This window comes from Candidatus Competibacter denitrificans Run_A_D11 (genome assembly GCF_001051235.1).
Lineage (GTDB): Bacteria > Pseudomonadota > Gammaproteobacteria > Competibacterales > Competibacteraceae > Competibacter_A > Competibacter_A denitrificans.
The window spans coordinates 26,223-42,899 of the sequence record NZ_CBTJ020000114.1 but is presented as its reverse complement, the minus strand read 5'-3'; the positions used below and the strand labels follow the sequence as shown (position 1 = coordinate 42,899).

General features: G+C 58.7%; 23 protein-coding genes. 7 read left to right on the top strand and 16 right to left on the bottom strand.

The annotated features are described in order from the left end of the window. Positions 1-90: 90 nt before the first annotated feature. From tnpA to BN873_RS18155, 5 genes are all read right to left on the bottom strand, one after another. Complete coding sequence (gene tnpA, locus BN873_RS18175; protein WP_048677037.1) at positions 91-549, bottom strand: IS200/IS605 family transposase; 459 nt, start codon at positions 547-549, stop codon at positions 91-93. A 128-nt stretch (positions 550-677) separates the two neighbouring features. Continuing rightward, positions 678-1,262 carry a Uma2 family endonuclease gene (locus BN873_RS18170; protein ID WP_048677034.1) on the bottom strand — a complete coding sequence of 195 codons (585 nt, stop codon included), beginning with the start codon at positions 1,260-1,262 and terminating at the stop codon, positions 678-680. Between the two features lie 30 nt (positions 1,263-1,292). Beyond that, complete coding sequence (locus tag BN873_RS18165; protein WP_048677032.1) at positions 1,293-1,595, bottom strand: DUF2442 domain-containing protein; 303 nt, start codon at positions 1,593-1,595, stop codon at positions 1,293-1,295. Between the two features lie 76 nt (positions 1,596-1,671). Further along, positions 1,672-2,466: a PP2C family protein-serine/threonine phosphatase gene (locus tag BN873_RS18160; protein ID WP_048677030.1), complete on the bottom strand. Its 795-nt coding sequence runs from the start codon at positions 2,464-2,466 to the stop codon at positions 1,672-1,674. A 129-nt stretch (positions 2,467-2,595) separates the two neighbouring features. Next, the gene (locus BN873_RS18155; RefSeq protein ID WP_048677028.1) at positions 2,596-3,093 is read right to left on the bottom strand and encodes a hypothetical protein; all 498 of its coding nucleotides are present in this window, start codon (positions 3,091-3,093) and stop codon (positions 2,596-2,598) included. Positions 3,094-3,329: 236 nt separating this feature from the next. Between BN873_RS18155 and BN873_RS18150 the strand changes: the two genes are divergently transcribed. Then, on the top strand, positions 3,330-3,746 hold the full coding sequence (locus tag BN873_RS18150) for a hypothetical protein (RefSeq protein ID WP_048677026.1): 417 nt from the start codon (positions 3,330-3,332) through the stop codon (positions 3,744-3,746). Between the two features lie 65 nt (positions 3,747-3,811). After that, positions 3,812-4,936: a helix-turn-helix transcriptional regulator gene (locus tag BN873_RS18145; protein ID WP_139031782.1), complete on the top strand. Its 1,125-nt coding sequence runs from the start codon at positions 3,812-3,814 to the stop codon at positions 4,934-4,936. A 225-nt stretch (positions 4,937-5,161) separates the two neighbouring features. Here BN873_RS18145 and BN873_RS18140 read toward each other — a convergent pair whose 3' ends face one another. Then, on the bottom strand, positions 5,162-5,353 hold the full coding sequence (locus BN873_RS18140) for a glycerophosphodiester phosphodiesterase (protein ID WP_048677022.1): 192 nt from the start codon (positions 5,351-5,353) through the stop codon (positions 5,162-5,164). Between the two features lie 333 nt (positions 5,354-5,686). Here BN873_RS18140 and BN873_RS20235 point away from each other — a divergent pair, with 333 nt between their 5' ends. The 3 genes from BN873_RS20235 (at position 5,687) to BN873_RS18135 (ending at position 7,019) form a co-directional block, all read left to right on the top strand. Beyond that, positions 5,687-5,908 carry a hypothetical protein gene (locus BN873_RS20235; protein WP_139031781.1) on the top strand — a complete coding sequence of 74 codons (222 nt, stop codon included), beginning with the start codon at positions 5,687-5,689 and terminating at the stop codon, positions 5,906-5,908. A gap of 19 nt (positions 5,909-5,927) precedes the next feature. After that, positions 5,928-6,065, top strand: coding sequence for a hypothetical protein (locus tag BN873_RS20615; protein WP_171820524.1), 138 nt, complete (start codon positions 5,928-5,930; stop codon positions 6,063-6,065). Positions 6,066-6,536: 471 nt separating this feature from the next. Then, a complete protein-coding gene (locus BN873_RS18135) occupies positions 6,537-7,019 on the top strand; it encodes a ProQ/FINO family protein (protein WP_048677020.1) in 483 nt (160 codons plus the stop codon). Between the two features lie 24 nt (positions 7,020-7,043). Here the strand turns inward: BN873_RS18135 and BN873_RS18130 are convergent, their stop codons facing one another. After that, positions 7,044-10,049, bottom strand: coding sequence for a Tn3 family transposase (locus BN873_RS18130; protein ID WP_048677018.1), 3,006 nt, complete (start codon positions 10,047-10,049; stop codon positions 7,044-7,046). A gap of 181 nt (positions 10,050-10,230) precedes the next feature. Between BN873_RS18130 and BN873_RS18125 the strand changes: the two genes are divergently transcribed. Both BN873_RS18125 and BN873_RS21215 read left to right on the top strand, forming a co-directional pair. Then, positions 10,231-10,815 (top strand): recombinase family protein, encoded by a 585-nt coding sequence (locus BN873_RS18125; RefSeq protein ID WP_048677016.1) that lies wholly within the window; start codon positions 10,231-10,233, stop codon positions 10,813-10,815. Positions 10,816-11,205: 390 nt separating this feature from the next. Further along, on the top strand, positions 11,206-11,328 hold the full coding sequence (locus BN873_RS21215) for a hypothetical protein (protein WP_277921608.1): 123 nt from the start codon (positions 11,206-11,208) through the stop codon (positions 11,326-11,328). A 399-nt stretch (positions 11,329-11,727) separates the two neighbouring features. Here the strand turns inward: BN873_RS21215 and BN873_RS20610 are convergent, their stop codons facing one another. From BN873_RS20610 to BN873_RS18100, 9 genes are all read right to left on the bottom strand, one after another. Then, positions 11,728-11,904 (bottom strand): hypothetical protein, encoded by a 177-nt coding sequence (locus BN873_RS20610; RefSeq protein WP_171820523.1) that lies wholly within the window; start codon positions 11,902-11,904, stop codon positions 11,728-11,730. 35 nt (positions 11,905-11,939) lie between these two features. Continuing rightward, a complete protein-coding gene (locus BN873_RS21210) occupies positions 11,940-12,062 on the bottom strand; it encodes a hypothetical protein (protein WP_277921607.1) in 123 nt (40 codons plus the stop codon). Then, positions 12,020-12,139, bottom strand: coding sequence for an MEKHLA domain-containing protein (locus BN873_RS21415; protein WP_374727177.1), 120 nt, complete (start codon positions 12,137-12,139; stop codon positions 12,020-12,022). The genes BN873_RS21210 and BN873_RS21415 overlap by 43 nt, the downstream gene beginning before the upstream one ends. Further along, positions 12,136-12,582 (bottom strand): HNH endonuclease, encoded by a 447-nt coding sequence (locus BN873_RS19795; protein WP_082161405.1) that lies wholly within the window; start codon positions 12,580-12,582, stop codon positions 12,136-12,138. The genes BN873_RS21415 and BN873_RS19795 overlap by 4 nt, the downstream gene beginning before the upstream one ends. Positions 12,583-12,823: 241 nt before the next feature. Continuing rightward, the gene (locus BN873_RS18120) at positions 12,824-13,498 is read right to left on the bottom strand and encodes a vWA domain-containing protein (protein WP_048677014.1); all 675 of its coding nucleotides are present in this window, start codon (positions 13,496-13,498) and stop codon (positions 12,824-12,826) included. A gap of 65 nt (positions 13,499-13,563) precedes the next feature. Further along, positions 13,564-14,061: a hypothetical protein gene (locus BN873_RS18115; RefSeq protein ID WP_048677012.1), complete on the bottom strand. Its 498-nt coding sequence runs from the start codon at positions 14,059-14,061 to the stop codon at positions 13,564-13,566. A gap of 107 nt (positions 14,062-14,168) precedes the next feature. After that, positions 14,169-15,023 carry a ParB/RepB/Spo0J family partition protein gene (locus BN873_RS18110; protein WP_048677009.1) on the bottom strand — a complete coding sequence of 285 codons (855 nt, stop codon included), beginning with the start codon at positions 15,021-15,023 and terminating at the stop codon, positions 14,169-14,171. Continuing rightward, positions 15,007-15,780, bottom strand: coding sequence for a ParA family protein (locus BN873_RS18105; RefSeq protein ID WP_277921609.1), 774 nt, complete (start codon positions 15,778-15,780; stop codon positions 15,007-15,009). The genes BN873_RS18110 and BN873_RS18105 overlap by 17 nt, the downstream gene beginning before the upstream one ends. Positions 15,781-15,904: 124 nt before the next feature. Then, entirely contained in the window at positions 15,905-16,660 is a 756-nt protein-coding gene (locus BN873_RS18100; protein WP_071244471.1) for an IS5 family transposase, read from the bottom strand. Positions 16,661-16,677 lie beyond the last annotated feature (17 nt).

Genomic DNA, 16,677 nt, shown 5'->3' with positions numbered 1-16,677 from the left:
GACTAACCGGCTAAAGCCGGTAGGTTGATCGGGGCGTGAACGCCCATTCAGACTAAAGTCCGGTACTTACCGGATGAATCCGTCTAAAGCTTATTCCCCCTCCGCCGACGGACACGATTCATCCCAAATTTGGAAGGTACCCGAATCATCTTCTTGTTCTTCGATATAACGCTTCACTTGTTCCTCTGTCACCGCTCCTACCGTCGCACAAAAATAGCCTCTCCCCCATAGATGCTGACCCCAATATCGTCTTTGTAACTCACGAAATTCCCGTTGCAACCGGTACGAACTACGCCCCTTCAGGTATTGCGCCATCTTCGCCGGCGACAAATGGGTCGGTGCACTAACCAGTAGATGCACATGATTCGGTCGAATATTCCCTTCGACTATCGTCATCTCCTGTTCGATACAAACTTCCCGCAGAATCTGCCGCAACCGCAAGCCGATGTCCCCTCGTAACACCGGGTAGCTGTACTTGGTCTTCCAGACAAAGTGATACTTCAATTCCGTAACCGTATGCGCTCCACGCCGATAACGCTCTCGGTCCATTCGTGATCTCCGCTCAAGCTGGCCCCTTGAAAGGGGGCGTGCTAAAGACATTTCCGCCTAAAGGCGAAGGTTTATACCCGACCGATTGGAAATAAATCTCTTTCTTGTAGCGTTGCCATATATCCTCCTCAGCCGATTGAATCCGGCAAATTGACTTTGTGGTAAATATCACCAAGACGCAGGCTACACTCAATGGATTCGATCTTGACTATCGCATCCAGCCCATGAAATTCCGCATAAAGCCACGTTCCATCTTCACGCCGGGTAAACATCTCAATCCGGGGTGTATCCTGGGAGACGAGCAGATAGACGATCAGTGAATCGAGAAGCTGATAGTGAAGGAACTTGCGGCCCCGGTCGTAGGCTTCCGTAGAATTGGACAGAATTTCAATAATGACCACGGGATTCAGCAGGACATCCCGGTGTTCGTCTTCGAAGCGTTCCCCTTGGCAAGCGATCACAAGATCAGGATAAGTATATTTTCTGATTTTCTCTATCCTGACCTTCATATCGCTTGAATAGACGCTGCATGGTTTGTCCAGCAATTGATTTCCCAATACCCTGACCAGATTCGCCGAAATTTGATTATGCTCGCGGCTGGCGCCAGCCATGGCGAAAATCTCGCCATCGAAATACTCACTTTTGGTTTCAGCTTGCCTTTCCTGAAACAGGTATTGCTGAGGAGTTAGCCAAATCAGGGGTTGGAGGTGCATAAAATTTATCCGGAATTTTTGAATGCTACGTTAAACTAACTGGCCTTTTTTTAACCACCGCTTGAAGGATTTCTGACTCTCGCCCGATGGTTTACCCGCCAACCAACCTTCAACACTGATGTCTTCATCAATCTCTTCCCAATGAATGCCTTGACCCTTGCCAATCAATCTCCAGTGATTACGCTCTTCCTGAGATGCATGTAATAACCGGGGAAACCAGGCCAGCGGGACTTCCAGAGTTCGCCCATCGCTGAGATCAACACTCAAGGTATCCTCCGTTACTGTTACGCTTTCAGCATGAGGGATTTGGATTTCAATCGTGGAAGTACGCATTCCAAGCCTCGGCTCATCACGATCACCCGCGTAGAAGAAAAAGCGATAGGGTCCGATTCTCAATATCGTTGGCATTTTATGATTCAATCATCGCCACCACCAGCGACAGATTATCCCTTGCCCCATGCCGCCAAACCGCATCCCGCCAGGTCTTGGCCTGCGCCGCTACGTCCAGCAGCGGATCGAACAACTCCCAGAGCATTTCTTCGCTGATCTCGTCATGGACGCCATCGCTGCACAGCACCAGCCTATCGCCCGGTTTCAGCGTCGCCTGAACCCGATGAATGGCGAAATCGCTTTCCTCGGAATCAGCGCACAACACATGCTCCAGCATCCCATAAACGCTGGCGTATTCCGCATCCGGCGACGCATGACCCCGGTCGATCATCCCCTGCAAGACCGTGTGATCCTTGGACAACCGGCACCATCGTCCTTCCCGATTCACCTGATACACCCGCGAGTCACCGACGTTGAGTATAGCCGAATTCTGGCCCCGAACGTGCGCCACGGCCAAGGTCGAAGCCGCGCCGTAGGTCTTGCGGTGACTGCCCAGGCGTTCGGCCAGTCGAGCCTGCGCGCGGCGCACATGCCGGTTGGCGACGAATCCGTCCTGCAACCACTCCGGGTGCTCCCGGACGGCCTTGAGCAGTTCTTCCAGTACGATCCGGCTGGCTTGTTGTGGGGCGATCCGGCGGTCGCCGCCGCTGGCTGCCACCCCGTCGGCCACCGCCAGCACCACCTCGTCCCCCGCCAGGGACACGGCGGTGATCGGCAACACCGGGTCTTGGTGAATCGTGCCGTCGATCAGGATGCAATCCTGCTGCTGGCGACACAGTTTGCCCCGGTGCATGGTGTAGGCGAGCGTCAACATCACTCCGAATCCTCCATCACCAGCTTGGGTTTCGCTCGACGTCGAACCTTTTCGATCCCGCGCCGAGCGGCAAATTGATAGGTATTTGAAATGATACGATAAAGTATTGCATCGCCCGGCAGTTCCAGGTCATCCAACAAGCGGATAGTCCGCCACGAGTCCGCGCTCGGCGGCGACCGCCATATCATCCGCGCACCGCCGCAATTCGACCCATGTGGCGCCTCCATTGTTGGTTTGGAAAAGCATCACGTTCAAGTCAGGCCGAAAATGCGCGTTGCTCCAGTCCAGCAAGGATTCGAAGCCATGTTCGATCCAAAGCGATGCTCGGGTTGGATAGACCTTTTGAGCGTCGGCCGCGCACAGTTGGCAGACGTAGCCCCCGGTCGCAAGCCGCATCGGGACGATGTCGAGATCGGCGATCAAATCCCAGGTTTCCCCTCGATAGTCCACCCCGACCACGATGCTGCCCCAGTCGCAAACATGGCCCCAAATCGATGGGGTCACGCCGGCGAAGCGAAACGTCCGCGACCGCTTGCGGCGCACGATGGCGGTCGGCGGATGGCGAAAGCGAGCGCGATTTTGCTCCAACCAGTGGTCGAAAAGGCGCATGGAAAAAGACTGAGGCATGAGTGGGTTCCTTATGACATGGTTCAACCTTCAGATTGTGTTTCGGGATTGATCCGAGTTGAATGGGGTTAAGAATACAGCCAGCGTCCGACAGGATGCGTCGGCTGACTTTCAGCGACACAAGCGACGATGGTATCCGACGCAACTGGTCGCAAAGCCAGAGTATTCTTGTATCCGATAGCGGGCGACCGCCGAACGCCACCCGCACCCGACCTCCCCACCCGAAGGACATCGCCATGCCCCGCAAATCAACGCTGGACCCCAAAGTAAAAGCCCTGCTGGATAACCTCAACCTCGACGATGGCGACGATGATTTGCTCGCCGAACCGGCCGAGGATGCGACCGAACATCTGCGCATCCTGTACGAGCGGCTGGCCAATGGCCGGGAGCGGGCATTGCGGCCGGGAATGCTGGCGATCTGGAAGCCGGGGCTGAAAAACCGCCGGTTCCCCGCTTACGGTCAGCCGGCCATCGTGGTCGAGCGGCTGTCCGCCCCGATCCTCGACCACGAAACCGAGTCGGGGATGACGTACTATCGGGAACCGCTCGATCTGCTGCTGGGCATCCTGCACCGGGACGGCGATTTTCTCGTTTACCATTTCGACAGCCGGCGCTTCCAGCCTTACGCTGCGGGCGGAACCGGGAACCGTTAGCGTTCGTGGTCAGCGCTCGGGCGTTCGGCGCGGACGCCCGTTTTTCCTCCACCCAGGAACCGCTCATGAAAGAAGACGCCATCACCACCTTCAACCGCCGCCTGCGCATTCTGGCGATGTTCAAGGGCAGTGAACCGCTCACCACGCAGATGATTTTCAAACGGTTGCAGGGTACCGCTGAGGAAATGGACGAGCGTTCGGTGCAGCGCGTTCTGGCGCTGCTGGGGGAGGCCGGTTATCTGGACGTGGTGAATCCCGACGCCAAGCCGTTGCACTGGCGCTGGCCCAAGGGCCGGAAGTTCATGACCCTGCCCCGGCTGTCCGATCAGGAGGTGCTGGCGTTCCGGCTGCTGGAGCGGTTTCTGGAGCCGCTGCTGCCCCGGAGTTCCTATCGCGCCCTGCGGCCGTATTTCGACGCGGCTCAGGACGAACTGGATCGGATGCCGGGCTGGGCGTCGGTCAAGAACTGGGAAACCAAGGTGCGGGTCGTGCCGCCGGCCCAGCCGCTGTTGCCACCGGAACCGCCGCCCGCGCTGACCACGGCGACCGGCTGCCCAGACTGGGAACATCAGCAGGAAAAGATTCGGGCGGCGATCCTGGAGGCGCTGTTCGAGAACCGGCAATGCGCGGTCGAGTACCAGCAGCTCTGGCGGGACGAGCCGGTGAATTGGATTCTCCATCCCCTCGCGTACCTGCAACGCGGGCCGGCGTTCTATCTGCTCTGCACCCTCGACGAGTACACCGACGTGCGGCAATTAGCCGTGCATCGGATGCGGTCGGTCACGGTGCTGGACCCGAAAGCGCGCCAGCCGGTCGGCTTCGATGTGGATCGGGAGGTGGAACGCAGTCAGGGCATGGGCGGCAGCAATGAACCGTTGCGGCTGGTCGTCCGGTTCTGGAAACGGGCTGGGCTGCATTTGCTGGAAACGCGCCTGGCCGCCGATCAGGTCGTGGAGGATGAGGGCGACGACCACTTCCGGTTGACCGCCACGGTCAACGACACCGCGCAACTGCGCTGGTGGCTGCTGTCGTTTGGCTCCAAGGTGGAGGTGCTCGAACCCACCGAACTGCGGGAGGAAATGGCGAGTCAGGCGTACTGGATGAATCGGTTGTATCGCCAGGGCGAGCCTGCCGGTCAACTCGCCGAATCCGATACCGCCAGTAGATCGTTGCCGGCAGGAGACCCGTGAATGAACGAAACCGCATGGCTGGAAGATGCTCGCCGACCCGCTGACCCCGCTGTTTGCCACCGAACCCTCGGTGTGCTATGCCCTCACCCCCTCCTGTGCTTACCCTACTTTCATCGTCGGGGGTGTCAAGACCCATTGAAATGACCGTTAGGGAGCGTGTGAAGTTAGATGATGGTATAAGACGCCGGTGAGTCCGGTTCCCTTTCAAGGGCCGCTGGCAGAACGTCAGCGGCGTTCAGAAATTCCGGAGGTGCGCTCGAGGGTCTCGTCGTGGAGAACCAGGCAGACCCCGTCTCGGGTGGGCTGGACGTCCAGTTCGAAGCCGTCCATGCCCGCGGCGAGGGCCGCCCGGAAAGCGTCGAGACTGTTCTCCAGATGCGTCGTGGACAGTCCGCGATGGCCTAAGATCAGGGACAAGGAGCGCCTCCAAGGATTCGGTGGTTCAAGTATTCGCCGAGCCGCAACGCCTACCCCACCGGTCATTCTGGCCCCTTGAATCCTGTCGGGCCGTCAAATTGGCCTACTGGGCTAAAAGCGGCGACCCCCTCCATCACCGTCTGCCCCTCCCGAGGCGTCCGGTTGTCCCCTCTTAAAGCACGCCAGGACGTAGCGATTCCCCTTCGTATCCGGTCTCTCACTTTCTGCGCTTCGGAAAGACCGTAGGACGACGCTATTTTTTTGATCTTTTCTCACCTGGCCTGTCTATTGCTTTATCCAGAGGGCGTTCACTTTCTTAAGGAATCACCCAAGATGAATGACGACTCGTGGGCAGGAGACCTCGTCGCCCGATCGGGGACTTGGCCCTCCCTCCGGTCGGAGAGCCACCACCCGGCCTTCGTCCGGTGTATGGCGGCGCGTTTGGCTTTGGAGGCGATGCAGATTGAGAAAACCGCCCGGGTGGCGGCCCATGAGGTGTGGGAAGAATCGACCCGACCCCACCGACTCCCCGGCCCTGCGGCCCGAGCGATCTAACCTGGATTGGAGTAACGCGATGAACAACTTCGGCTTTCCGGTATCTCCCGCCATGCGGTTAGCGGATTTGTCAACGGCCCTGGCCCGCCAGGGACTCTGTTTGTATTGGGATGTCGCCCGTCGTGCCGTGATGGTGATGGCCGCCACTCCATTATGAAGAGTGACCTCACGTCGCACAACAATGTACCCTTGCGCTCTACTGACCCTGACTGACAGTCGCCCGGGAAAGCGCCTATTGACCCTCCTGAATGGTTTGGTAGCCACATCACCGCCTCCAAGCGCCGTGCTCCGCTTACCGGGGCCGGCGCTTTCTGCGGCTATTGTCTTTCGCGATGATAGCCGGACATTCTTGTTCCCCTATTGGGCTAAGCAGGGGAGGCTCACCACCTATCAGTTTTGCCGAAACGATGATTCTAGAGCATCTCTATAGAGGTTTCCTACAAGGATAAATCAACTGGTTACGTTACTCTTCTGACCAGTGATCTCGGCGATCTTAAAAACTGATAGGTGGTGAGGCAGGGGGGCACAATGTCCGCATCTCAGGCGGTAAGACTAAATGACAAATCATGAATCCACCATAAACTACGATGAAGCACTATTCACCCTGTCAAGGAGATGAGGTTGAGGCATGGCTTACGACGTGAATTCCATCCTCGACCGGCTGTGCGCCGCGTTCCCGGCCTGTTTCAGCCGGTCGGCTCCCAAGCCCTTGAAAATCGGCCTGGGCGAGGAACTGATGGCGCTGGCCGGGGTGCATCCCGCCTTGGCCGATCTGACCCGGACCCGGATTCGCCGGGCGCTGAAGGTCTACACCGGCGCACCGGCCTACCGGAAGGCGCTGAAGCGAGGTGGCCCGCGCTACGATCTGGCCGGGCAACCGGCTGGCGAGGTCACGCCCGAGCAGCAGACGTTCGCTCAAACGCCCCGCGTTCCGAAACCGCCCGCTGACGCTGACGCCGCCGCTGACGCGACCGCGCCACCGAGGCCCCGCCATTCGCCACCCGCGCCCCGGCGCGATGAGAACGCCGAACAAGCCCTTTTGAAGGAAGTGATCGCCATGGCCGTTCCCGGCAAGCTCGATGTGACCCTGAAAATCAATCAAGGGGTGTGACAATCATTGGAACGAAAACCTACGCTAAGCAATGTCATCCCATCCGTTGATGTTAAGCGGTCTTAGTCTTCCACTGGCGACTGGATCGGCCAAGGCGAAGGAATAACGCCCGAGCACATTGATGTGTTTATGTTGGAGAGGCGATAGTCGGGCGCTATCCTCTGGATTGATTTCCATTCCCTCCGACTGCAGATGCTCCAGTGCCGCCTGCAAGTAAATCGTATTCCAGAGTACGACGGCGTTCGTAACGAGTCCCAGGGCACTGAGTTGATCTTCTTGACCTTCGCGATACGCCTTGCGGATTTCTCCCCGTTTACCGTGGCAGATCGTTCGGGTGACCTTATGCCGGCCCTCACCACGGTTAAGCTGAGTCAGGATACGACGCCGGTAATCTTCATCATCGATGTAGTTGAGCAAATAGATGGTTTTGTTGATACGACCCAGATCGATAATGGCTTGTGCCAGACTGGATGGGCGCTCACTTTTCAGCAGGGATCGCACCAGTTCGGAGGCCTGCACCGTGCCGAGTTTTAAGGAACCGGCGATGCGCAGCATATCATCCCAATGCTGCCTGATACGGTCGAGTCGGGCACGATGACGGGCGATATCGTTGAGGGTACCGTAGTCTGCCGACAGGTCAATACGCCAGAAACGGGCCTCACCCACATCGGCCAAGCGGGGTGAGAATTGGTAACCCAACAGCCAGAACAATCCGAATACCATGTCACTGGCGCCCGCCGTATCGGCCATGATTTCCGTGGGATTGAGACTGGTTTTCTGCTCAAGCAACCCTTCCAGGATGTAAATAGAATCCCGTAGGGTTCCGGGCACGACAATGCCATGAAAACCGGTATATTGATCGGAGGTGAAATTGTAGTAGGTGATGCCCCGATCGGCGCCAAAGTATTTGCGGTTGGGGCCCGCATTGAGGGTGCGCACGGGGGTGACGAACCGCAGACCGTCCGCGGAGGCGACGTCACCGCCGCCCCATTGTTGTGCCAATGATAGCGTATCTTGGTAGCTAACCAAGCGGGCATTGGCGCGGGTTAGGGTTTCAGCCCGAATGTAATTCTGCTGCGCCCAGTTCAATCGTCCGCGTACCAGGGCAGGATGATCGCGGTGTTCAACGGCCCGTAGGCCAATATTACAAGCCTCACTGAGAAGAACGGCACAGAGGGTGGTTGAGAGGGCAGCGGTACGTGCTTCTGCTTCGCTTGCGTGGGTGAATTCATCCGCAAAGCCCGTTCTGGCTTGGATTTCCAACAGCAGTTCAGCGAGGTCGACGCGAGGCAACAGGGCGGCGGTCTGCTCCCGTAATTGAATGAGACTGGCCGGTTCTTCCAGTTTGTCGAGATGGGTAATGGTCAGCGTCGATTTGCCGTCTTTCTGTTCAATCCGGATAGCTCCATTCGTGGAGAACCGAGCAGATACGCGGCGATAGGTCGCGTCAAGCTCCGCGCTGAGTCCCTTTACGACTTCATCTGCCGAGGGGGAATGGCCCAGTGTGCGGCAGATGTTCGTCCGTTTGGCTTGCCACTCTGCGCCTTGCAGGAGTTTGGCACGGGGATCGCCCCAACGCTCGCTGGCCTCCACATAGATGTCACGTCGGCGCAGCCGATCCTGGAGCCGTTCCAAAACACAAAGCGTGTAAGCGGGTGGACTGACCTGTCCCTCTTTATTAATGACCAAGCGTTGCCAGCCGGCATCAATGATATTGACCGGTGCGTCATCAAGCGCGGGTTTGCGACGGCCTTGCAGACCTTTTAAATAGTCTAGAGCCGTGAGTAGCGGTTTACCGGCCGGCGCAGCTTTGAAGGAAATCGTCTCCAGAACCCGCGGCAGGAAGCGGCGTACCGTTTGATACCGTGTCAACATTTCCTCCTGATAATCTTCTTCCGGAGGTCGCGCCAAATCATAGGTCGTGGCCATCGCCCGGGAAATCTGCTCCACGGGAATGCGGGTAAAAATAGCCGTTCTTACCTCATGATCCGCATGCGCCTCGTCGAGCAGCATCGAGCAGACTTCGGCAAGAGCGAGGGCAGCCCGGTCAAGATCGCGAAGCGACCGTATCCGCTTTTGTTGTCCCAGGGATTTGGCGCGGGTGGCGATATCCGTGATCAGCAGATCGAGCAGGTCGAGCGCGTCATCCAGGGTTTCCGCTGTATAGGCATCAGCAAATGCCACCAAGGTCGCGGTCCGCCGGTCTTGAGGCATACGCGCAATATTTGCCGCCCAACCCATTGCCGCATAGCGGGCGAGCGATTTTAACCACACCCGTGGAATGCGCGAGAAGTCCAGCTCACGGATGCCCAGATCGCGTAGCTCTGCGTAGCGTTCTAATGCAGCCATCATCGATGGACTACTGATCCGCGTCGGGCCTTGGCGCAACTGATCAAAACGGCTTCGACGCTGGCCTTCAGGTACTTGCAACAAAGCCTCAAGCTGCCGCCGTTGGTCCTCACTCGGCAGACGAGCCAGCCGCCGCCAGGCCCTGAGCGCCGCTCGATCGCGCACTTGCGCGATCAGCCTCATCAATGTGGAAAGACCGGGCAGCAGTACCTTCCGATGGATGAGCCAGTGCATGGCAAGGTCGAAAAGGTGACTGGGTCGTTCATGACTGAGCCAAGTGCGGGTATAGAGCCACCGGTTTAAGCGAAATCGCCACCGGGGATCATTGAAGTCCTGATAGGCGTACCGGGAACGGATTTCGGCGGTGTGCTCCAATCGAGTGGCTTCCCGCTCCATATACTTGGGCAATGACGAGGCGTTAGGGATTTCGAGTTGCCGACTCACATAGGCGATAACACCTGGCGGGACGTTGATCGGATTCGGCAGGAAAGTCCCAAGATATCGAACCGTTCCCAGTTGGAGCGCAAATCCGAGACGGTTGTAAGCGCTGCGCCGTTTACCGATCAGAAGCCGGTCGGCATCGTCAAAGTGGAAGTAGCGCGCCAACTCCTCTGGCGAGGGCTCACCAGAAAAGCGGCCGTAGCGCGCTTTCTGGACTTCAGTCAAAAATTCAACCGGCATGGGGCTGTCTCATCAAACGACCGTTTTCTGAGACAGACGCCGTACCGACTACCCAAGCCTTGGCAGCGTGGAAAATCCGTTTCATTATGTCGTCTCACATTTCTTAGTATTATAAACTCAATTATATCATTCAAAAGTGAGACCGCGCTCTGTGGCCAGGGCTTATGCAGAGAATGCCCCTATGGGCAAGTTGATCGGCTATGCCCGCGTCAGCACCGGTGAACAGGATGTGCAGCTACAGCTCGACGCGCTGGAGGAAGCTGGATGTGATCGGGCTCACCTTTTCGTTGACACGGCATCCGGCGCTCGATCCAACCGACCAGGTCTGGATGCCTGCATCGCCGCGCTACAGCCCGGTGATACACTCGTCGTGTGGCGCTTAGACCGTCTTGGGCGATCCATGCCACATTTGGTGACCTTGATCGAAGCGTTGCTCGGTAAGCAGATCGGGTTCCGGTCACTGTGTGACGGCGTTATTGACACCACCACCGCTTCCGGCGAATTGATGTTCAATATTTTTTCAAGCTTGGCTCAGTTTGAGCGCCGGCTCATTCAGGAACGGACACGGGCAGGTCTAGCCGCAGCACGCGCACGAGGCCGAAAGGGGGGACGCACGCCGATCAGCCCGGACGATCCACGGGTGAAGATGGCCAAACGCATGCATAAGGTCCACGGTATGGACGTCTTGCAGATTTGCAAGACGCTCAAAATCTCACGCCCCACTTTCTACCGATATCTTGCCCTTCCAGACAGCTACAGCGCTTAGCGTAGGTTTTCGTTCCAATGATTGTCACACCCCGACACCCCATTGGCGGCCCTCTTTTTCCACTTGACCCCGCCCCGAATGCAGGCAGGACGCCGTCACCGGGGTTGCATTCCAGTGCAGGGACGCACGGTGACGCCTTTTCGTTGAGGTGTTGCGGGTCTATCCCGTGGTTATGCGGTGCGCGGCGTCTTTTTGGCCGCGCTCCGCATCCTCTGCCTGGAGGGCGATCAAGGGTTCTCGGGGGCGTGGCGTGGAAGGCCCAAGCGCAGGGGCGCCGCCACAACACCGGAAAGCGCCACTGCGCTTGTTGCCCCTGCGCTGGCCGCACCACGCGACGCATCCCCGCACGGCGCCCGTCGATGAGAACCCCCTGCACACGGGACTGAGCGGATGACGCTCACTCGCGCCTCTCGCAAAGCGCGGCTGATCCTGCGGGCTGCGGGGATGTGTCCGGCTTTGTGGTGGTTATTTTCGTTGTTGCTGTCTTTTGCCCCTGCCCGCCGCCGACCCTGATCTTGAAGGCGGCGGGCAGGGGCGGGGCCGACAAGCGGGGGGCGCGCGGAACCATGGTCGCAACAGGTTCCCGGCGCCTGTGGCCGTGTGCCGCGAGTGTCGAGCGGCCCGGCCACGACGCGCCGCATGACAAAGCGCCTCCCCGCGCGAAGGCCCCTTGCACGGGCGTTGCGCGCCGGGAGCGCGCCGCCCGCACGGATGCGTACCGGTTCCCGGAGTGGATGGACGTGAATCCATTGCGGATAGCGCTGAAGGGCGGTTCAGGCGAGACCGGCGCTGGGGACCGTTCCGTCATGACGGAAAAATTCCCCAAACGATCCGATTCGGGATGTGGCGATGGAGGATGTAGTAGAGGGATGTGACGGGCGCGTTGGCTCGGAAGTCAGCGGGTTAATGAGTTCATGGATGGCCTCTGGCGCGTCGCCCGGATAACCGTTGGCGCTGAGCATCACCCTGGCGATCCGATTCCGCCACGTCACGGCGCTGGAGCCAGAATAGATAGCCCATCAGCAGCAGGACGATCAGGGTGACAAGCACCACGACAGCCGCGATCAGTTGCGCCAGAAGCGGCGTCATGGCCGATTGGCCTGATGAGCGCGTTGTGCCAGCGACTAGTCCCGCCAGCGGGCGAGGGTCAGGCCGATGATAGCCCACACGATCAGCAGCAGGACGATGCGCATGGCGAGGGTTCCTATCGCGGCAGTTCCGGTGCAGCGTCCGTCAGAGCGCGCCATTCCCGAATCATCGCGGCCTGTTCACAACGCTGGCCTTGGTCATCGGTCAGGTTCCAGACGGTGGCTCGTTCGATCATGAAGTGCTGGCTGGTGTGGGCGATGCGCACCCCGGAATGGTCGTCAATGAATCTGCGCGCTTGCTGCCAAAATTCACTATTTTCTTATCGCCAGCGTGCAGCAGCTTAGCTGAAAGAAATGGATGCCACTTTTGAACAGAGAGACGCTTCTTTATCCGTTTTTTGTGTTTCACAGGGCTGGGCGCAATCTTGCGCTGGTGTCTCTTCTGATTGCAGAAAAGGCAAGCAGCAACGATATTGCTCTGTGATGTAGCTCCCCCGTCTTGGCGGGCAACCAAATGCTCAGCCGTACACTGAAATTGCTTGGATTGCGGCACTGTGATGTCAAACCGAAGAGCGAAATGCTCAGGATGATCGAGCCACATTGGTAGATCGCAGTAGTAGCACCGACCGGCTTGATTTTGAAAAGCGTGGGATTTAAAGCGAAAGTTTTTGGTGGTCATAAGCGGCCTCAGTTGTGAAATTGAGTTCCCCGTCCCTCCAATTTGAGAAGTCGGGGAAGCCAGCCGAGACGCTCAGACAGGCCACTAAAGGAGTACCATTGCGGTAGTTCCCGTAAAACTTATATCACACTTGGTGAGCAGAAGAAATTCTCTATATGAGTGATACAAGGATTTTTGGGATGACTAACCGCAGAAATCCATATACGGCTATTTTCGCATGAATCGTTGTCTTCGATTACGCTTACAAAATTCCCTTCATTCGCGCGGTTTCCAGCCACTGCGGAAATTCATTCAACAGCCGGTCGTACAGTTCCAGGTCCTTGATCGCGTCGAGGTCGTTGACGTGCATAAACCCGGCGTTGTCGATCAACCGCCCTGGTAACTCATCCAGCTTGCGCAGGAACGGGAAATCTTCCTTGCCGATGCCCACGAATTGCACGAACACCGGCTGCTTGGACAGCTCACGGATCGCCTCGGCGCTGGCGGGTTTATCCGCATTGCCGCCATCGGTGAGAAAGATCACGAACACCGGGGCGGGTTGCGGACTCCGGTACTGGTCCCGGATCAGCCGCAACGGCGGGGCGTAGTTCGTCGCTTCCCGGATCTTGTACTGGGACAGAATCACCCGCTCGACATAACCCTCAATCTCATCCAGGGTGACCGGCGGTAGCGGGTAAGCGTTCGTGCCGAACAGCAACAGATCAATGCGCCCGTCATCGTCGAAGTTCATGGCCAGGCCCAGGACGCGCTCGATGACGCGCTGCACCACGCCCGTTTTATACAGAGCGTTCATCGACGCCGAAATATCCAGCACCAATACCACCTGGGCGCGTTGGCCTTCAATGCTGTGCTTGTTGGCGGCAAACGCGGCTTTCTTGCTCAAATCGACGATGTGCTTTCGCAGATCGATGGACATGGCGCAGTTCCTCCTGCGTGACGAAGAGTTGGAGAGAGATTTTGGTGTTCATTGACCCTGATGGGCTACTCCGCTGCCGCGCCCAGGAAAATCTGCACCACCCGACCCGCCGCGAAGGTGAACAGCAGACCGCCATAGACGCTGCCCGCGACGAAGAGGCTCCCGACCTGGCTCTCCTCGGCGTTGCGGTCGCGCCCGTAAGCGGTCATCACCTCCGCCTCGGTGCTGCCGATGCCGATCCCGCGCCGGGTTTTCCAAGAACTGGGACGGGTCAGGGTGATGGCGGTGAGGGTTTGGGAGCCGGAGGACTCAGTAGCGCTCAAGTCCAGGGTCAGCCCGCAGGCTGGCGCGGTCCAGGCTTGATGATAGTCACCGTCCGCGCCCCACAATTCCACCGGGCCGCGTTGCACTGGGCAGGTGATGAGCGGTTTGACTTCACTCGCCGGAAGATCGAGGCGCAGCGGGCCGATTCGCTCTTCCTTCAGTAAAGCGAAGTCATCGGCGGCCAGGGCCAGGTTCCAAACTACGCTCACCAGCAGAGCAACAAGAGTTGGGTTGCGCATGATCAGCTTCCGGTCAATTCCTCGATCTTCGCGTCAATCGCCGGCAGCAACACGCTCAGGCAGAACTGCTGTATGGTGTCGGAGGTGTCGGACGTCCGACATTTCCTTCAGTCCGTCGCCTCGGGGCGCGCGCCCGTTCCGAGCCGGCTGAGGGTGAGTCCCATCTCCTCGTATAGATCCAGCAGCTTCCGATAATCGGCGTCATTGAGGGTTTCCTCGCTCTTGGCCAGGACCTTGAGCGCCAGAATGAAGCGCTGGCCGTTGTCCATCGCTTGGTCAAAGGTGGGTTTAGGAAGCCGGGGCGTGGCTTTGTGCGCGCGCGCCGCCCGGACGGTGGCCAGCCGCCCGCTCTTGATCTCTTCCCACAGCCGCAGTTGCTCGCTTTCCTCATCAAGGCGGGCCAGTTCGATCAGCACCGACTTGCGCAGAGTGTCGGACGTCCGACATTCCTCCTTGATCTTCTGGGGCAGGGTGTTGAGCCGCAGCAGTTCGTTCACCGTCACCCGGTTCTTGCCGATGGTCCGCCCCAGGTCCTCCTGGCTGTAGTGGTAGCGCTCCATCATGGTCGCTAGGGCCTCGGCGGCTTCGAGGGGGTTCAGGTCTTCCCGTTGCAGGTTTTCGATCAGGGCAATTTCGTCGGGATTGCCCTGGGTGATGATGGCGGCGATGGTGGCCCGACCCAGCAGTTGATGCGCCCGGTAGCGGCGTTCCCCCGCCACAAGCAGGTAGCGGTCGCCCGCCGCTTCCTTCACGGTCACCGGCTGGATCAGGCCGTGCTGCTCAATGGACGCCGCGAGTTCCCGCAGGGCCGCTTCGTCAAAGGTCTTGCGCGGTTGGTCGGGATTCGGCGTCAGCCGGTCGAGGTCCACTTCCACGATCCGGGGCAGATCGAGCGAGGTGTCGAAAAACATCGACCGCGACAGTTTGCCGCGCAGGGTGGATGGCCTACCGGGATTCGCCATGGGTCAACAGTTCGTCCGCGAGTTGGTGGTAGACCCGCACGCCCGGCGTGTCCGGGAACGCCTCCAGCGTCGCCTGGCTCATGGCCGAGGACCGGTCGAAGCTGGTGCTGCGGTGAACCGGTTCGAACAGGCGAATTCTCGAGGTGAGAATCTCCCGGAGTTCGGCCAGGCAGTCGTTGTCGTGGATGTTCCGGGCGTTATACATCGTGGGCAGCACCCCGAAAATGTCCAGGTGAGTATTGAGTCGCTTGCGTACTTTCTCCACCGTGTCGAGGAGCAGGGGAATGCCCATGATCGAGAGATAATCAGTCTTAACCGGAATCAGGAGGGTGTCGGCGGCGGCCAGCGCGTTGACGGTCAGCAAGGTGAGCGAAGGCGGGCAATCCACCAGGATGAAATCGTAACGGTCCCGTACCGGCTGGAGCTTGTCGCGGAATACCGAAGCACTGTCCCACAGCAAGGTGAGTTCCGGTTCGGCGCCAGCCAGGGAGATGCTGGCTGGAATCAGGTCCGGTGTTCCCGCACCGCCGGCCAGGATCAGGTTTTCCATCGCCTGGTCCTTCATCAGCGCCCAGTACAGGGTCGCTTCCTGCTTTTCCAGGGCGCGCGGGTTGTGGCCGTAGTAAATGGTGAGACTACTCTGCGGGTCCATGTCGATGGCCAGCACCCGCCGATGACGTTGGGCCAAGGCGCAGGCGAGATTCACTGTCGACGTGGTTTTGCCCACGCCGCCCTTTTGGTTCGCCAAAGCGATCACGGTCGTCACAAGTTCTATCCCTATTTAAGCAGGCCGGCTCGGCAAAACGGGTGATACCTGCATTGCAAGCGCCGCTGGTTGAATTTCTCCCACTGGGATAGGGCTGCTAGGTTCTGTTGACATTTCATCGAGTCCAAATGAGGAAAGCAACGAAGTGTAGGAAGGCCATGAAGTGGTTGGCGGTTTTCTCGAAACGCGAAAAGATGCGGCGATAGTGCTTGATCTTGTTGAAAAAGCATTCAACGAGATGACGTTCCTTATAAAGATGTCGGTCGTAGGTCCGTGGATTCAAGCGGTTGGAACGGGGCGGAATGACCGCTTGCATGCCGCGCTTCTCCACGACCTTCACGAACGCATCAGAATCGTAACCCTTATCGCCGATGACGGCTTCGGCCGGGAATTCCCCGATCAGCCGTTCCGCCTGCCCGATATCGGACACTTGCCCGCCGGTGAGGACGAAGGCCAGGGGATTGCCCAAGGCTTCCGTCACGGCATGAATCTTAGTGCCAAAGCCGCCCCGCGAACGGCCCAAGGCTTCCGCCTCGGCGGAACTCTGCTCCGCCCCCGCCGCGCCGGGGTGGGCACGGACTACCGTACTGTCGATCAGCAGATGTTGCAGGTCGGGTTCCCGCGTGACGTGGGCCTGCAACTCGGCCCAGACGCCGCATCGTTGCCACCGGGCAAAGCGCTTGAAAACGCGGTTCCACGCTCCCCGCGTTGCGGGCAACAACCGCCACTGACCACCGCTGCGCAGCACCCACAACACCGCCTCCAGAAAAGCTCGGCAGGCAAGGGGGGTTCCCACATAAACATGGGAATGGCTCAGCAGAAACGGCAAAATCACCGCCCATTGTTCGTCGGTCAGGAAGGTTCGGTCCATGTCGTTCCGCAAAAATT

What these genes read in the sequence shown, in the direction of transcription:
- tnpA (WP_048677037.1), bottom strand. Translation starts at nt 549, where the DNA reads ATGGACCGAGAGCGTTATCGGCGTGGAGCGCATACGGTTACGGAATTG.
- BN873_RS18170 (WP_048677034.1), bottom strand. Translation starts at nt 1,262, where the DNA reads ATGCACCTCCAACCCCTGATTTGGCTAACTCCTCAGCAATACCTGTTT.
- BN873_RS18165 (WP_048677032.1), bottom strand. Translation starts at nt 1,595, where the DNA reads ATGCGTACTTCCACGATTGAAATCCAAATCCCTCATGCTGAAAGCGTA.
- BN873_RS18160 (WP_048677030.1), bottom strand. Translation starts at nt 2,466, where the DNA reads ATGTTGACGCTCGCCTACACCATGCACCGGGGCAAACTGTGTCGCCAG.
- BN873_RS18155 (WP_048677028.1), bottom strand. Translation starts at nt 3,093, where the DNA reads ATGCCTCAGTCTTTTTCCATGCGCCTTTTCGACCACTGGTTGGAGCAA.
- BN873_RS18150 (WP_048677026.1), top strand. Translation starts at nt 3,330, where the DNA reads ATGCCCCGCAAATCAACGCTGGACCCCAAAGTAAAAGCCCTGCTGGAT.
- BN873_RS18145 (WP_139031782.1), top strand. Translation starts at nt 3,812, where the DNA reads ATGAAAGAAGACGCCATCACCACCTTCAACCGCCGCCTGCGCATTCTG.
- BN873_RS20235 (WP_139031781.1), top strand. Translation starts at nt 5,687, where the DNA reads ATGAATGACGACTCGTGGGCAGGAGACCTCGTCGCCCGATCGGGGACT.
- BN873_RS20615 (WP_171820524.1), top strand. Translation starts at nt 5,928, where the DNA reads ATGAACAACTTCGGCTTTCCGGTATCTCCCGCCATGCGGTTAGCGGAT.
- BN873_RS18135 (WP_048677020.1), top strand. Translation starts at nt 6,537, where the DNA reads ATGGCTTACGACGTGAATTCCATCCTCGACCGGCTGTGCGCCGCGTTC.
- BN873_RS18130 (WP_048677018.1), bottom strand. Translation starts at nt 10,049, where the DNA reads ATGCCGGTTGAATTTTTGACTGAAGTCCAGAAAGCGCGCTACGGCCGC.
- BN873_RS18125 (WP_048677016.1), top strand. Translation starts at nt 10,231, where the DNA reads ATGGGCAAGTTGATCGGCTATGCCCGCGTCAGCACCGGTGAACAGGAT.
- BN873_RS21215 (WP_277921608.1), top strand. Translation starts at nt 11,206, where the DNA reads ATGACGCTCACTCGCGCCTCTCGCAAAGCGCGGCTGATCCTGCGGGCT.
- BN873_RS20610 (WP_171820523.1), bottom strand. Translation starts at nt 11,904, where the DNA reads ATGACGCCGCTTCTGGCGCAACTGATCGCGGCTGTCGTGGTGCTTGTC.
- BN873_RS21210 (WP_277921607.1), bottom strand. Translation starts at nt 12,062, where the DNA reads ATGGCGCGCTCTGACGGACGCTGCACCGGAACTGCCGCGATAGGAACC.
- BN873_RS21415 (WP_374727177.1), bottom strand. Translation starts at nt 12,139, where the DNA reads ATGATCGAACGAGCCACCGTCTGGAACCTGACCGATGACCAAGGCCAG.
- BN873_RS19795 (WP_082161405.1), bottom strand. Translation starts at nt 12,582, where the DNA reads ATGACCACCAAAAACTTTCGCTTTAAATCCCACGCTTTTCAAAATCAA.
- BN873_RS18120 (WP_048677014.1), bottom strand. Translation starts at nt 13,498, where the DNA reads ATGTCCATCGATCTGCGAAAGCACATCGTCGATTTGAGCAAGAAAGCC.
- BN873_RS18115 (WP_048677012.1), bottom strand. Translation starts at nt 14,061, where the DNA reads ATGCGCAACCCAACTCTTGTTGCTCTGCTGGTGAGCGTAGTTTGGAAC.
- BN873_RS18110 (WP_048677009.1), bottom strand. Translation starts at nt 15,023, where the DNA reads ATGGCGAATCCCGGTAGGCCATCCACCCTGCGCGGCAAACTGTCGCGG.
- BN873_RS18100 (WP_071244471.1), bottom strand. Translation starts at nt 16,660, where the DNA reads ATGGACCGAACCTTCCTGACCGACGAACAATGGGCGGTGATTTTGCCG.